The sequence below is a fragment of the Rheinheimera sp. B2H12 genome (genome assembly GCF_059620065.1).
On the sequence record NZ_CM184363.1, the window covers coordinates 5,103,282 to 5,118,781 of the forward strand.

The window sequence follows — 15,500 nt, forward strand, 5'->3', positions numbered from 1 at the left end:
AGAAATGTGGCGTCACCTGCTTTTTAGGCTTTGAGCGCAGAACTGCGCTCAATGGAATTTTTTCTGCGGCTGGAGGCGGATACCGCAGCATCAGGACGAGCTTAACAACAACCGTGCCTGCTGCTTATAGGCATCGCCAATGTTGATCGTCATGCGGTTACTCAGCTGCAACTGGTGGCTGTCGCGACTGATGACGTGGCTGGCGGCCACCAGATAAGATTTATGCACCTGGACAAAAGCCGCCGCACCCAGCTCAGCCCGCAGTTGTTTTAACGTACTGTTGACCAGCGTCATCCGTTCGCCTTGCCAGACTTTGACATAATTGCCATAACTTTCAAAACAACAGATAGTGGCCAGTTCAAAGCGGCGCAGTTCACGTTCCACCTTCAGGATCAGATATTCTGGCACTGTGGCCAGCTGAGGTGCTATCGGCTGGGCCGTTTCAGCCATCAGCGCTGGTAATAACAACCGGCGCCGCACCTTGGCCAGCGCCTGCGACAATCGCTCGCCGCTGACCGGTTTTAATAAATAATCCGCCACATCCAGCGCAAAGCCTGTCAGCGCATGCTCGGCATAAGCACTAATCAGCACCACCTGGGGTGGCTGCGCCAGCAGACCCAACATCTCCAGCCCGGTCAACACCGGCAGCTTAATATCCAATAGCAACAAATCAATCTGCTGCTTCGCCAGCACCGCCAGCGCCTCTGCGGCACTGTAGCACTGCGCCACCACCTGCACGTCAGACTCCTGTGCCAGATGGTGCAATAACACCTGATGCGCCAGCGGTTCATCATCCAGAATTAAAATTTTCAGCATAGCTCCAGTTCCAGTTGCAGCTCGGCCTGCCAGGCATCGCCAGCGGCGGCACTTTGCAGCACAAAATTGCTGCCATAGTGCAGTTGCAACCGCCGCCGTAAATTATAAAGACCGACGCCGGGACCTTGTTCAGCAGCAGCCTGCTGCGCGTTATGACTATTGTGACAGCTAAAATACAACCGCCGCTGTTCGACCTTGACCCGCAGCAGGATCCAGCTGGGAGCCACACAAGTTTCCACCCCATGTTTATAAGCGTTTTCCAGCAACATAATCAGCAGCAGCGGCGGTAATTGCCAGTGCGTGGCATCGGCCGGGAAATCGACACGAATGCTGGTTTTATTACTGACCCGAAGTTGCTGTAACGCCAGATAATGCTGCAAATACGCCAGCTCCTGCGCCAGCGTCACGCGAGCTTGCTGTCCCTGATACACCACATAACGCAATAAATCCGCCAGCCGCAACACCAACTCCGGCGCCTGGTCAGATTTGGTCAAACAAAGCGCATACAGATTATTTAAGGTATTAAACAAAAAATGCGGATTAATTTGCTGTTGTAGCAGCTGTAATTCAGTGTGAATTTGCTGATGCTGAATTTGCGCCAGCGTGCGTTCCTGTTGCTGCCGTTCAAAGGCCAGAATCACAGGCGTGCTGAGTAACCATTGAAAAAACATAAAGTTAAGATTGTAGATATCAAAGGGATCATGATTACCAGCCGGCACTGCTGGCACCTCGACCTGATTCATCGGCAGTTGCAGCAACAGCATCGCCAGCGGCGCATAACTGAGCAACATCAGACAGAGACTCAGCAGGATATAAGGCAGTAAACCATGCCGCGCCAGCATGCGCCGCATCAGCCAATAGCGGTTTAGCCAATAACAGCCAAAGATCACGGCCGCCGTCAGTGACAATTGCCATAGATACTGCAATAACAGCCAGGGATGGGCCAGGATCCGCGCCTGATCCAGACGCACCGGAATAGGTTGCTCTGCCAGTCCGGGCGGATGCGACACCAACAGCAGTGCCCAACTGAACACCCACAGCAGCAGCGCCAGCAAAAGCATGGCATCCAGTGACCATAACCAACGCATTTTCAGGTTTTGCTGCAACTGACGCTGATACCCCAGATGCAGCCAATACAGCAGACTCAGCCCCAGCACCAGCCACCAGTCGTTGCGGCTAAATACCGCCAGCGAACTGCCATACAACAACAAGGCCGGATACAAGCCCATGACGCCGAGCCAGAGCAAAACAACAGTCCGCAACCTGAGTCTGCCCGCCACTGGTTGCTGCCAGCACCAGCCAACCAGCCCTTGCGCCAGTAACAGCGGCAACCATTGCACAGCCAGCAGGGTCAGTTCTGCCCAGGCAAAGCTTTGGGATGGCGTACTGGTCGGGTTCGTTGGTTGCAGTAAAGGCCAAAAACCAACCCACAACGCCGCCAGCAGCACCGGCAACAGTGGCAATAATACCGCACTGCGGCTGCCAGAGGCCGTCAGCAGCACTTTGCTGCGGCGCAAGGTCTGCCGCACAGCATGCCTGGCGGTAGTGATCAGATGATTGGCCATTCTTTTGCTCCATTTCAGCTGGTTATGCTGCCTGTGTTACCGGCGCTTGTCATCCGCCAATGGACAAAAACCTGGTTTTGGCTGACGAAACCAGTCAACGACGGCTGGTCATCGCAGTCACAGTGTTGGTCATTGCTTGCTTGTCGCTAACCAGCCGGCACTTTAGCCTCAGTCACTCTGATCATCATCGCAGAAGGACCCGTCATGCTGCATATTCACCAATTGAGCAAAACCTACGCCGACGGCACTGCCGCCCTGCGGCAATTGAATCTCACCGCCGGTGCCGGCATCTTTGGTTTACTCGGCCCCAATGGCGCCGGTAAATCCAGTTTGCTGCGCACTATTGCCACCTTGCAAGCAGCGGACAGCGGCGAGATTCAGTTTAACCAGCTAAATGTGCGGCAACAGCCAGCCTTATTACGGGCGCAACTGGGCTATTTACCGCAGGAATTTGGCGTCTATCCGCATATGTCCTGTTTCGCTTTACTGGAACATATTGCCATCTTAAAAGGCCTGACTGACCGCCACAGCCGACGTCAACAGATTACCCAGTTGCTGGCCCAGACTAATTTAACGGCAGTCGCCGACAAAACAGTGGCGCATTTTTCTGGTGGGATGCGGCAACGTTTTGGCATCGCCCAGGCGCTGCTCGGTGCGCCGCAACTGTTGATCCTGGACGAGCCAAGCGCTGGACTGGATCCGCTGGAGCGCCAGCAACTGCATAATTTATTGGCAGAAATCAGCCAACAACGCCTGGTGATCTTGTCGAGCCACCTGGTGGATGACATTGAACAACTCTGTCCACAAGTCGCCATCATGTTGGCAGGCCAGATTGTGTTACAAGGTCAGACCCAACAGTTAATCGAGCCGCTCACCCATCATATTTGGTTATACAGCGGTCCCTTACCGGCACTGCCGCCGCAAGCGTTGGTGCTGCAGCGCAGTTTTTTGCGGGGCGTTGAGCAACACCGGATCTATGCAGAGCACTGCCCGGGACCTGGCTTTGTAAGTATTGCGGCATCACTGCAAGACCGTTATTTCCTGACGCTGACAGCTGCAACACCAAACCAGCCACAGGAGCACAGCCAATGATGACAGCACTGTGGCGTAACGAATGGCAATTTTACCTGCGTCAGCCTTTGTGCTGGCTGGCCCTGCTGCTGGCAATCGCTTTTACTGCCTTGCTCGCACTGGCTGAGCCCGTGCTCAGCGCACAACCACAAAAAGAACTGCTGTTTAATCACAGCAAGTTACTGATGCTGGTGCACCCTTTGTTGCTTGGTGTGCTGGCACCACTGGTATTTTATCGTGACAGCCAGCACAACATGCAGGCACTGATTGCCGCTACGCCTCTGACGCGCTGGCAATGGGGGCTAAGCCGGGCCGGAGCCTTGTTCCTGTTAGTCTTTGCGCTGCAAATTGGCCTGACACTCTTTGTCACCACTGTGGCTGAGTCGGCTGCCAGCGCGGTGACGGCCTCTTCGCTGTGGCCACTGGCATGTCAACTGCTGTTGTTACAACAATTACCCGCCTTGCTGCTGCTGGTCGCACTGCACCTCTGGTGCAGCCAACAAAGCCAGCAATTAGGCTGGAGCTGGTTACTGACGCTGTGCTGCTGGCTGGGGTATATGCTGCTGGCCGCTGGTACTGGCTCGCCACTGATGGCACAAGGCCAGCAATGGTCACCCTGGCTGAGCCAAGGCATGTACTGGCTGGATCCTTATGCGCTGACGCCCTGGCTGGCGCAACTGCAACAAGGCGACACCGGTTTGAGCGCCGATGTATTGCTGAACCGGCTGCTGATCCTACTGCTGACAGCACTGTTAGGCTGGCGGGCCTTAGCGGCAGTACCTGTTAAGGCACCGCATCGCCAGCCAGCCAACGAGAGCAGCTTGCCAACCAGTACGCCGTCATCGGCTGGCTACACTGCCGAGGCCAGCTCAGTCGCGGTCATTCCTGTGATTGCTATCCGCGGCTGGCCTGCCTTTGTCAGCCTGCTCAGATTGCAATATCAGCAATTGTTGTTGCAACGCAGCAGCCTGCTGGCGCTGTTACTGCTGTTAGGCCTTATTTTCAGCGAAGTGCTGACCAGCACTGGTTTTGCCGAACCCATGAGCCGGTTCACCCCAACCAGCCGCGATGCGCTGAACCAAATTAACTGGGATATCCTGCCCAGGTTTGGCCTGCTGCTCATCTGCTTTTGGGCCAGTCAGTTGAGCTGGCTGAACCGGCAGCAGCGCTGTGACACATTAATTGCAGCCTCCCCACAACCCGGTTGGCTGTTGTTAAGTAGTCAACTGGCCACACTCTGGCTGCTGAGTCTGGGACTGATGCTGCTGAGCCTCGCAGCTGTGGCACTGGCGCAACTGCTCAGCGGTACCGAACTGCAAGGGATGGAATATCTGCAACAGGGTCTGTTGCAACTGCTGCCGTTGTGGTTATGGGGTATGCTGGCACTAGGTTGTCATGCTTTATTGCCCAATGCACTACGGGCGAATTTACTGGTTGCGGCGCTCTTGGCACTGGCGATATCCCCACTACCCAAAATACTGGGGCTGGAGCATCCGCTGTGGCAACTCGGCCAAACCATGTTAATTATGCCGGATGCCCTTTGGGGTTATCAGGGCTCGACTATAGGTCCTGCTGCGAACTGGGGTGGCGATTGGCATCAGGGTGGCTACTGGCCTTATCTGCTGTTTTGGGGGTTACTGATCCTGGCGCTGTGGCTGTGGGCCTTGCCACGTTATCATCGCGGCAGCGGCACTAGTTCTGATGTCAGCCTTGGCCGCCAGCAGGCGCGCTGGACCTTGCTGCCAGCACTGCTGCTGACTTTGGCTGCCAGCCAGGGCTGGTACATTCACCACCAGCTACAACAAGCCGGTGCCTTGCAGACTGTCACCGATCGCCACAGCTGGCGGGCGGCCTATGAACGGCAGTATCAGCACTGGCAGCAACAACCACAACCCGTGCTGAGCAAAATAGCGCTAGACGTTGAATTAATCCCAGCGCAGCAAGTGGCCAGCATTCAGGCCGAACTGACGCTGACCAATCCGCATCCACAGCCGATCAAACAACTGCTGCTGGGCTGGCCTGATCCGGCTTTCCGGCCGGCGGATTTGCAACAACTGAAGGTGCAACAAGGCAAGTTGCAACAACAGGATAAAGAGCTGCAGCAATTTATCTATCAGTTCGATCAACCGCTGGCGCCCGGTGCCAGCACCACCTTATCGTTGCAATTGCAGATCCGGCAAACTGGCCTGACGCCGCTGCAGTTTCAGCAAATGATCCGGCCTGACTTCAGTTATCTGCGGCTGTGGCAGTTGCTGCCGCATCCTGGTTTTTTCGGCGAATTAAGGTTAAAAGACGCCCAACTCCGGGCGCACTACGGCCTGGCACCGCTACCAGAGCGCGAACTGAAACCTTCGGTACAATCAGCCACCGCCACCCCAGCCAGCGCTCGCTATGACTGGGTTCAGCTGGATACCCGGCTCAAAGTGCCAGCCGGTTATCAGGGCATTGCTGCCGGCAAACTGCTGCGGCAATGGCAGTCAGGGCCCGAGCAGCGCAGTTTTCACTACAGCACCAGTGCGCCCATCCGCAATCTACCCGCGGTGATCGCGGTGCCATGGCAACCGCAGCAGGCACAGGTTGCCGGCGTGCAACTGGCGATCTACAGTCCTTATTACAATGCTGCCACCGATCTGACCTGGCAGGCACTGCGGCAAACACAGCAATGGTTTAACCAGCACATCGGGCCTTTGCCGGGGGAATCGCTGAAGCTGGTGATGGCGCCGGATCTGGGGGCTTCAGGTTACGCCCTGCCACAACTGGTACTGATCAATCATCGGGTTGGCCTGCGCGCCGTGCCGACAGCGGACGCTGGTTTTAGTCAGGTTTACCGGCGCGCTGTGCACGAAATGGCACACCAGTGGTTTGGTCATGGCGTCGGCAACGGTGTACCTGGCGATGGCACCTTTCTCATTGAAGCGCTGGCCAAATATACCGAGCTGGTGTTGCTGGAGCAGCACTATGGTAGGGCCGCCATGCAAGCGCTGGTCGACTATGAACGACAACGCTTCTTGCGCGCACATGCCAATAGCACCGGTCAACTGGAGAATCTGCTGGATGCCGCCGAAGGCCATGACCAATATTCACGTGCCACCTTAGTATTTGCCCGCTTGCGCACTGTACTGGGGGATGCCGTGATCACGGCTGCGCTGCAACAACTGTGGCAGCAGCATCGTTACCCAGCAACACCCGCCAGCGCGATGGATTTTGTCCGTGCCCTGCTGGCACATAGTCCGGCCACGCAACATGCCTTGATCCGGCAGTTGCTGCTGGAACACGACAGCAGTTGGATCTGGCAGCAGGATGCAGCCAATCCGCATTGAGTTTTCAGCGGTTTTCAGGCATAACAGGCATTCACAACTTCGTCACAAGGAACAGTTATGCGTTTATTCACTCCCTGGCTCGTGTTGGTAGCCTTGGATTGTGGTGGTTCCTGTAATGCCTCCAATGCTTTGGCGCTGATGTCAGAAGGGTTGGGCCAGGTGGTCACTGAATGGCCGGAACTACAGCCACAAGTGCTAATGTTAGCGCCAGCGCTGCCGGCCCAAGCGCCATCAATACCGCTTGGCACTCCGTCAGCCTCAGGTCGATAAGCGCTGGTCCCGGATCTGCCCCCGCTTATCCACTCTGATCAAGTCAGCAGATGGAAAATGTTTATGCTGCGTTGCGATGAGCATTGTCTGAGCTGCGACGCTACTGCAGACCAAGGAATTGAGCTGATGTCCGATGTCCCATTAAAACGTTTGTTAAGCTACAACCTGGTGTTCTGGCTCAGCATCAGTGTGTTGGAGCATTTTCCGCATTATTTCTCCGCCTGGCTGTTCAAATCAGAGCCAATATCGCTGAATGTAGCGGCCTTGCTGTTTAAAGAACTGCCAGATTTAGCGGTACTGGCACTGACGCATTATTTTATCCGCTGGAGTTATCAGCGGCCTTTATTGCAGCATCAGTTGTTACTGGGATTGTCAGGCTTGACGCTGCTGTTTATTCCACTGAATAATCTGACCTGGCATTTGTTAAAAACGCAGCAACCCAGTCTGCAAGATTTGCTGTTCAGCAAGTTGGATACCAACAGCCTGCCGTTTTTTATCTGGGGATCCTGCTATCTGTTGTACTGGCGTTTACAACAGCAGCGGCAGCAACAACAACAAAGTGCCTTGCTGCACCAGCAATTACAGCAGCTTGAACTACAGGCGTTACAACATCAGCTCAATCCGCACTTTACTTTTAATGCGCTGAATTCAGTTTGTGCCCTGGTCGAAGCCAAAAGATACGAGGATGCGGAACTGATGTCGGAACAACTGGCCACTTTCCTGCGGTATTCTTTTAGCAAATCGCCCGATCAACTGGTCAGACTGGAAGATGAAGTGATCGCCATTGAGGCTTATCTGGCCCTGCAAAAAACCCGTTTTGGTGACAAACTGCAAGTACAATGGTCGTTGGACGACAGTCTGCAGCAACAGTGTATTCCACCTTTGTTGTTACAACCCCTGGTCGAAAACGCGGTGAAATATGCTGTAGCCGCTCGTCGGCAAGGCGCTACCATTCAAATCACAGGTCAGCGCCAGGGGCAACACTGGCAACTGGAAGTGAGTGACAATGGTCCAGGGTCAGCACAGTCACAGACCCCTCCCACCGGGTCTGGTGTGGGTCTGATGAATATCCGTAACCGGCTGCGGCAACATTTTGGCGACAACGCCAGCCTGTCGACACAAGCTTCAGCCAGCGGCTTTCTGGTCCATATCCGCTTACCCTGGCAGGAGTCCTGCTAAATGGCTGTCACCACACCAGCGCCTATCAGCAGTCGTTTCTGGTTTTTCCATCTGCTGTACTGGCTGTGTTATCTGCTGCTGAAATTCACCAATATGGCTATTATGATGCCAATGCAGGACAACGCCTCCAGTTGGCCGTTTTTATTCAGTTACAGTGGGGTGGTGCTGCTGAATATCCTGCTGACCGGCTGGCTGGCGTGGCGACTGCAACAGCATCAGGGCAGTATCAGCAGCCTGTTGCGTTGGTTATTGGTATGGTTGTTACCCTGGAGTGTCCTGATGGTATGGCTGCGGTTTGAACTGCTGCAGTTCTGGCAGTTGCCGGATGGCTATGATCACCGATTCACAACGATGATCAATACCTACCTGCTGGTGGCCTTGCCACTGGCTGGCTGGCTGACAGGTTTTTTACTGTACCAGAGTAATTTACGTTATCAGCAACAGGCACAACTGGAACAACAATTACTTAGTCAGGCCAGAACAGCCCGGCTGAAAATTTTGCGTTATCAGTTGGATCCGCATTTTATGTTTAACACCTTAAATGCGCTGAATGCGCTGATCGTCAGCCGGCAAGATCAACAAATTGAACAATTAATCGAGCAGTTATCGGTGTTCCTACGCCATTCATTGCAGGAACGGCAGGAACAACTGGTGTCACTCCAACAGGAACTCAACGCATTGCACGCCTATCTGGCTATCCAGCAATACCGTTTTGGTACCCGTTTACAGCTCGATTGGCAATTGCCACAGTTGCCGCCGCTGCAACTGCCACCCTTGCTGCTGCAACCCCTGGCTGAGTATGCCATTGCCAGCAGCGTCACCGAACAAACCGGCCCGGTCAGGCTGCAACTGACATTGTGTTATCAGCCACCAGTGCTGCACTTCAGTCTTGGCTGCGGCCCTGTGGCAGACTTGGTGCCGCGGGCTGCGCTGATTGCCATGCCTGCTGCCGACTGGCCGGAACCATTGCGGCAACTGAACGAACGCTTGCAACTGCTGTTTGGTGACATCAGTCAACTGCAGCTCAACCGCAATCATGGTTATGTACAAAGCGGATTTTGTTTACCTCTGGAGGCACTGGATGTCCGAATTGAAAGTCGTCATCGCTGATGATGAACCTTTGGCGATCAGTAATCTGAAAGCCAAATTAGCCACTTACCCGCAGTTGAATATCGTGGCTTGTTTTGATAACGGTGACGATACCCTGCAATATCTGCAACAGCAGCAGGTTGATTTAGTATTTTTAGATATTCAGATGCCGGGTCGCAAAGGTATTGAAATTTTACAGCTGTTGCAAAAAACCTCAGCGATGGCGCCACCCCTGCTGGTGCTGGTGACCGCCTATGAACATTATGCCTTGCCGGCCTTCGAGCATCTGGCCTTTGACTATTTGTTAAAACCGGTCTCCCGCCAGCGTCTGGCGCAATGCCTGCAGGATGCCGCGACCGCACTGGATAAACATAGACCGGCGCCGGTGGCAGCAGCTACAGCGCAAAAAATGCTGTTTCGCACTGGCGCCAGCAGCATGCTGCTGGATGATGGTGATATTTTGCAAATTGAAGCTGCTGGCAATTATCTGTGTGTACAGACGCTGCAACAAAGTCTGGTGATCCGCGAAACGCTCAAGGAATTGCTGCAACGGCTGCCGGGTCACTTTGTGCAGGTACACAGGTCAACGCTGGTCAATTTACATCATGTCCATCAGATTAAGCCGCATAACAATGATTACCTGCTGCGGTTATCCGATGGTAAACAAGTCACTGCATCTCGCCGCTATAAACATAACTGGCAGCAACTGTTACAGAGTCTGCCACAGTCATAACCACGGGCCACGGCGATGCCGCTGGCCCCTGCGGCACCCCCGCTTATCCGCATCATCCCAAAAGGTCAACCTGTGGCCCTGTCTGGTGCTGACAGCCAACTGCAGGCTGCCACAATAGCGCAGAGCTGGTCAGAGACCAGCATGTTCAGCCACAAGGAGAATGAATGATGTGCCATAACATGTTCCGTACTATGCACCACAAATTAATGCTGAGCTGTACCCTGCTGTTCGTGTGTCTTTCACCTCAGGTCAGCGCCAGTCAAATGACGCCACAACAAACTCAATTTGCACTGGAGATTTGCCAGTTGACCGCCAGTAACAACAGTCTGGAACTGCAACAACTGATGAAATCAGCGCGCTATAACCCTAAGCTGCTGGCCCGGCATGTCTATTGTGATGGCCAGCCGCTGCTGGAGTTTGCCAAACAACAACAGGCGGGCAAAATTGTCAGATTGCTGCAACCTGCCGCGGCGCGGGTAGCAGCCCCTTATTGATGTCCCTTATTGATGGTGCAAGGCCGCCGCAAATTGCGGCAGTGGAGCTCCGCGCTGTATCAGTTGCAGCAAACGGGCCGTCAGCTGAATTTTGGCATTATTCAGCTGACGATAATCAAAAAATGGTGTGACCAGCAGTCGTCGCTGGGGATCCACCGCAAACTCAGTATTCAGCCACTGCAATTCGGCCGTCATGCCAGTTGCCAGCAACTGCCGGGCATGGGTGCGACCGGCGATCAGTTGTAAACAACCGGTAGGCGCAGGCAACTGTGGCGCACTGAAACAAAGCGCAGTGCCTGAACCTGCTTGCAACAGCTGCTGATCACGATACTGTTGCCAGCTTTGGCCAGGGCATGGCGTCGTCAGCACGCCCGTTGGCAAGCTGCACAGCAACTTGGCATAGACATTAAAAATCTTGCGCCAGCCATTGCCACAATGCCGGTAAATTTGATCAATCTCACCCGGACTGAGCGCTAACACGCTATTGAGCTGCTGATAAGCCTCCATCGCCGGAAGTTGTGGCAGATAAACTCTGAATTGCGCAGCAGCATCGCCAAAAGCGACCATCCCTTTGTCCTCATTTCGCCTGACAAGTGGCAGATGATAAAGAAAAATGGCGGCTGTTGCCGGGTTTTTCTGCGCTTGGTCAACCAGGCTCTTGAAGACGGCGTCAGATCAAGCGACACTTCTGGCTGGATCTGCTAACAAGAGTAACCACAGATGCAACGGACCTGGCCGTTTTTTGCTGCTCGTCATCAATTATTACTGATACTTTCCATCCTCTGGCTCAGTGCCTGCAGCACTGTCGACACCCCAGCTCCCACAGTGGCGGTGCCAGCGGCAACCGAATTTCGTCCTGCCGCAGGTCCGGCCCCTTTTGTCCATCCGGTACCAGGCGCCCGCATCAGCTCGATGTTTGCCAATTACATTGTGAAAAGCCGCAACCGTAAACATCATGGCGTTGATTTTGCTGCGCCTGAAGGGACGCCGGTGTATGCCGCCAGCTCAGGCGTGGTGCTGAATGCCGATATGGGCAGTCTCAGCGACGATTTTGGTAAAGTGGTGCTGATTGAACATGGTGATAAGCTACAAAGCCTGTCGGCACATTTATCCCGTATTGATGTGCAGATTGGTGATTTTGTCCAGGCAGGCCAGCAAATTGGCCTGGTCGGCCGTACCGGCCGCACCACAGGCCCGCATCTGCATTTTGAGCTATGGCGCAATGGTTATCCGAAGGATCCACTCAGTTATTTGCCGGTTGAACGGCAAAACCCAAGACGCAACAGCCCCTGAGCGGCAGCCCGCGTTACTCAACCCGAGTCCAGGTTAATCAGCAAATTGCTGACGAAAGCTCGGGCTCTGCAACGCTTGTAACAGCAACAACAGATTCAACCTGAGGCTGCCGGCCTGTTGTACCGTAAACTGTTGTAGTTGCTGTAACCGGCGTTGATCATACCAGTCACCGGCCAGCACTAAACCATGGATCTGGCGCAGCGCCTGAATATCCAGCAATGGGTTTGCATCCAGCAATAGCAAATCAGCATCATAGCCAAGCGCAATCCGGCCGCTCTGATGTTGCCGGCCAAGATATAACGCCGCATTGCTGGTGGCGGTTTGCAGCGCCTGTAACGGTGTCAGACCTGCTTGCACATATAAGGCTAATTCGTCATGTAAGCCTGAACCGGTAAACACAAAAGAATCAGGGGCATCGGTACCAGCAATGATGTTGACGCCAAGTTGCTGTGCCTGCTTTACCTGCTGCAGTGCCAGGGCAAAAGCTTCCTGCTGCAACCAACGCCCACTGTCATCCTGGCCCCGTTTTACCATGCCTTCGGCATCCTGTTGCCACAACTGCCGCAATAGCCAGGGCACAGTGGCTAATCTGTCATCTTGTCGGAATGCCGGGTCCATCGCTTTGGCACCCAGCTGTAACGTCAACAGGGTAGGACTCCACCAACTGTCAGAAGCGGCCATCTGCTGCATTTTTTGCTGGCATAGGATGGGATCCTGGCTGTCCAGTAACTGCCGCCAGACGGCCGGCGTCAACAGTCCTTCGCGCAAAGGCTGTGCTTTATAAGGGGCCAGGGCCCGGGCACATTCAAATAAAAACAATCGGCCATGCTCCAGACTGCGCTGGCCTGCTGCCAGCACCTCAGTCAGCGGCACCAACCAGGGCTGGTGACCAGCGAGCGGCAGTTGTGCAGCCTGCGCCGCCTGACTCAGCCATTGATATTGCTGCAGACTCAGTTGTTCATAAACTTTCAGTTGATCAACGCCCAACGCCTGATAATGTTGCACCAGGGCTGTGGCATCTGCCGCACTTTGTAAGCGCAGATAAGCGGGAAACTCAGCCGGGACCTCAGCACCACCATTGATGGCAAAGCTGCTTTGCACCGGATAACGTGGGCTGCTGCGAGAGCCGGTGAGCATTTGTTGTTGCCAGCGCTGGCGATCGGCAGCACATGCCACCAGACTGTCCTGCTCCAGCATACAGCCGGACATATCCCGCACTGTCGTCACTCCGGCAGCCAGCCACAATGGGTGTTGCAGTTGAGGTGCCAGTTGCAGACTGTGGGTATGCAAATCGGCCAACCCCGGCACCAGATAGCGTCCGGCACCATCAACCTGGAACCACTGGCTGTCCGCTTGGTCGGCGGCAATATCGGCTGTGATGCGGCTGATTTTACCCTCAGCCAGCCAGACCGCCTGTGCCGGCGTCACGGTCCCGGTCAGCACATCAATCAGTTGGACATTACGCAGTAACAACGGCTGGCCCTGACTGAGCGGACCCGGTGGTGTTGCCAGCGGTAAAGCTTTCAGCAGCCATAGGCCGCCCGCCAATAACAGCAGCAAACTGACACTGCCCCAACATATTCGTCGCCACCCCCGCATGCTTATTCTCCTGTTAAGTTAGGCTGACAGCGAGCATAATTCAGCGGTTGTCAAAACGACGTCAAAGCAAGTTCAGTGTTGTGCCGGCCAACTTAAGCTGATCTCCAGCTGGGATTCTGACTCAGTCTGGGTTTGGCGTAAGGATAAACCGATCCCACAATGCTGACACAGCCGTTGTACTATGCCTAAGCCGACCCCGTATCCACTGGAATGGCGGCCCCTGGCAAACAAAGCCGCCGGTTCAGCCGGTAAACTAGCAAGCCGCATCGGGTTACTGATCAACAACTGCTGTTGGTCCGCCTGGATCCGGACTGTGCCCGGCAAACTATGGCTGCAGGCATTTTGCAGTAAATTCGCCAGGATCATCTGTAGTAATACTGCCGGCACTGCGAGCTGTAACTGGGCTGCAACCTGTAAATCCAGCACTAACTGCTGTTGCTGCAGCAATTGCCGGTGCTGAATGATCAGTTGTTCCAACAACGGCAGCAGCAGTACAGGTTGCGTGCTGGCCGGCACTGACTCTTCACGGGACAATGTCAGTAAAGTATTGATTAACTGCGTCATTTGCTGACAAGCGCCGATGATAGTCAGCACTTTTTGCTGATCTGAAGCACTCAGGTCGGCTTGCAGCTGTAATAATTCAGCGCTGCTCTGGATCAGACTGAGCGGGGTTCGCAATTCATGGCTGGCATCCCGGCTAAAGGCGCGCTCGCGCTCGACAAATTGCTGCAACCTGGCAAAAGCCTGCTCCAGCGTGCGCGCCAGTAAGCCAATTTCATTGTCCGGAAAACGCTCGGCAAACTGCGATGGTAACGGCTCTGTATGCGCGACCAGTTGTACCAGAGCCAGCAAAGGCCTGGTTGCCCTCCGGCTAAGCCACCAGCCTATCGCTGCAGCCAGCACTATCATCAGTAGCGTCACCCCGGCATAAAACCATAACATCCGGTTGCGGATCGGCCTGACCACCAACTGCTGGCTGACTTCAGTCACCAACCACAGCGGCTGTTCCAGCGCCGGGTGCTGAAAGCGAAGGACATGATAATGCCGGCCTTGCTGACCGGCGAATTCACGCCGCGTTGGACTCTCGCGGATAGCAGCGGATAAATCAGCAGGAAAATCATCATTTTGCCGGTAGAGTTGTAAAAAAGCAGACTGCGGCGGAGTGGGGCTGGCCAAGCTGAGTTGCCGTTGGCGCTCCTGTTCCAATTGATGAGAAAAAAACTGATCCTCCACAGTGTACAACAACAGCACATTGATAAAACTGAACAACAAAGCACAACAAAGCGCCAATACCATAAAGGCCCGCACTATACGTTGCGACAGACTGACCGCAGGCTTAGCGCTGTGTGGCGATGCCGCATTAAACATCATCAGCGCCGGTACTGAGTTTAAAACCAACCCCATGCACCGTCTGCAACATGGCCCAGCCAAATGGTTTGTCTAATTGTTGTCGCAGCAGATAAATATGCGCCCGCAAGGTATCGGAGTCCGGCGGATCATCACCCCACAGTTTCAGACTGAGTTCAGAACGACTGAGCACCGCCGGATAAGCTTCACATAACAACTGCAATATCTTCAGTCCGAGTGGATGCAACTCCAGCACCCGGCCCGCCCGGCGGGCCTGCCAGCGCTGACGATCGAATGTCAATTCACCGATTTCCAAAAGATAAGGCTCTGCCAGCAAGTGCCGCCGCGCTAACACTTGTAAGCGAGCCAATAATTCAGCCAGCGCAAAAGGTTTGGTCAGGTAATCATCGGCACCACTGGCAAAACCCTGTAATTTGTCCTCCAGCGTATCGCGGGCGGTCAGCATCAGCACTGGAATATGCCGATCGGCAAGAGTCCGCAGTTGTTGACACAGCTGCAAGCCATCTAAACCAGGTAACATTAAATCGAGGATAATAACATCAAAATGTTGTGCCAGCGCCAGTGCCAGCCCCTGCTGACCATTGGCGGCATAATCAGTCTGATGACCAAGCGCAGTCAGATAATCCAGAATGTTGGCCGCCAGCGCGGCTTGATCTTCAATCAACAGAATATGCATTACATCAAGTCCGACAGAACAGCCATC

At 54.4% G+C, this 15,500-nt stretch carries 14 protein-coding genes; 8 read left to right on the forward strand and 6 right to left on the reverse strand.

Features of this window, described 5'->3' with window-relative positions; genetic code table 11:
* Positions 1-90: 90 nt before the first annotated feature.
* Positions 91-816 carry a LytR/AlgR family response regulator transcription factor gene (locus tag AC53GJ_RS21300; RefSeq protein WP_496730415.1) on the reverse strand — a complete coding sequence of 242 codons (726 nt, stop codon included), beginning with the start codon at positions 814-816 and terminating at the stop codon, positions 91-93.
* On the reverse strand, positions 810-2,381 hold the full coding sequence (locus AC53GJ_RS21305) for a sensor histidine kinase (RefSeq protein WP_496730416.1): 1,572 nt from the start codon (positions 2,379-2,381) through the stop codon (positions 810-812). Before AC53GJ_RS21305 ends, AC53GJ_RS21300 begins: the two co-directional genes overlap by 7 nt.
* Positions 2,382-2,585: 204 nt before the next feature.
* Between AC53GJ_RS21305 and AC53GJ_RS21310 the strand changes: the two genes are divergently transcribed.
* The 7 genes from AC53GJ_RS21310 to AC53GJ_RS21340 all read left to right on the forward strand — a co-directional run bounded on the left by AC53GJ_RS21310 (position 2,586) and on the right by AC53GJ_RS21340 (position 10,537).
* The gene (locus AC53GJ_RS21310) at positions 2,586-3,473 is read left to right on the forward strand and encodes an ATP-binding cassette domain-containing protein (RefSeq protein WP_496730417.1); all 888 of its coding nucleotides are present in this window, start codon (positions 2,586-2,588) and stop codon (positions 3,471-3,473) included.
* Positions 3,470-6,772 (forward strand): M1 family aminopeptidase, encoded by a 3,303-nt coding sequence (locus tag AC53GJ_RS21315; protein ID WP_496730418.1) that lies wholly within the window; start codon positions 3,470-3,472, stop codon positions 6,770-6,772. The genes AC53GJ_RS21310 and AC53GJ_RS21315 overlap by 4 nt, the downstream gene beginning before the upstream one ends.
* Positions 6,773-6,829: 57 nt before the next feature.
* Positions 6,830-7,042, forward strand: a complete 213-nt coding sequence (locus tag AC53GJ_RS21320) for a hypothetical protein (protein ID WP_496730419.1) — start codon at positions 6,830-6,832, stop codon at positions 7,040-7,042.
* A gap of 126 nt (positions 7,043-7,168) precedes the next feature.
* Entirely contained in the window at positions 7,169-8,221 is a 1,053-nt protein-coding gene (locus AC53GJ_RS21325) for a sensor histidine kinase (RefSeq protein ID WP_496730421.1), read from the forward strand.
* Positions 8,222-9,331 carry a histidine kinase gene (locus AC53GJ_RS21330; protein ID WP_496730422.1) on the forward strand — a complete coding sequence of 370 codons (1,110 nt, stop codon included), beginning with the start codon at positions 8,222-8,224 and terminating at the stop codon, positions 9,329-9,331. It begins immediately after the preceding gene.
* A complete protein-coding gene (locus AC53GJ_RS21335) occupies positions 9,303-10,043 on the forward strand; it encodes a LytR/AlgR family response regulator transcription factor (RefSeq protein WP_496730423.1) in 741 nt (246 codons plus the stop codon). The genes AC53GJ_RS21330 and AC53GJ_RS21335 overlap by 29 nt, the downstream gene beginning before the upstream one ends.
* Before the next feature lie 164 nt (positions 10,044-10,207).
* Positions 10,208-10,537 (forward strand): DUF3718 domain-containing protein, encoded by a 330-nt coding sequence (locus AC53GJ_RS21340; protein ID WP_496730425.1) that lies wholly within the window; start codon positions 10,208-10,210, stop codon positions 10,535-10,537.
* 6 nt (positions 10,538-10,543) lie between these two features.
* On the opposite strand, the gene AC53GJ_RS21345 is transcribed toward AC53GJ_RS21340, so the two are convergent.
* A complete protein-coding gene (locus tag AC53GJ_RS21345) occupies positions 10,544-11,104 on the reverse strand; it encodes a DUF6942 family protein (RefSeq protein ID WP_496730426.1) in 561 nt (186 codons plus the stop codon).
* Positions 11,105-11,257: 153 nt separating this feature from the next.
* Here AC53GJ_RS21345 and AC53GJ_RS21350 point away from each other — a divergent pair, with 153 nt between their 5' ends.
* Entirely contained in the window at positions 11,258-11,830 is a 573-nt protein-coding gene (locus tag AC53GJ_RS21350; RefSeq protein WP_496730427.1) for a M23 family metallopeptidase, read from the forward strand.
* A 33-nt stretch (positions 11,831-11,863) separates the two neighbouring features.
* On the opposite strand, the gene AC53GJ_RS21355 is transcribed toward AC53GJ_RS21350, so the two are convergent.
* The 3 genes from AC53GJ_RS21355 to AC53GJ_RS21365 all read right to left on the reverse strand — a co-directional run bounded on the left by AC53GJ_RS21355 (position 11,864) and on the right by AC53GJ_RS21365 (position 15,473).
* Positions 11,864-13,429, reverse strand: coding sequence for an amidohydrolase family protein (locus AC53GJ_RS21355; RefSeq protein ID WP_496730428.1), 1,566 nt, complete (start codon positions 13,427-13,429; stop codon positions 11,864-11,866).
* 72 nt (positions 13,430-13,501) lie between these two features.
* Positions 13,502-14,833, reverse strand: coding sequence for a sensor histidine kinase (locus AC53GJ_RS21360; protein WP_496730430.1), 1,332 nt, complete (start codon positions 14,831-14,833; stop codon positions 13,502-13,504).
* Positions 14,790-15,473 (reverse strand): response regulator transcription factor, encoded by a 684-nt coding sequence (locus tag AC53GJ_RS21365; RefSeq protein ID WP_496730431.1) that lies wholly within the window; start codon positions 15,471-15,473, stop codon positions 14,790-14,792. Before AC53GJ_RS21365 ends, AC53GJ_RS21360 begins: the two co-directional genes overlap by 44 nt.
* Positions 15,474-15,500: the final 27 nt, after the last annotated feature.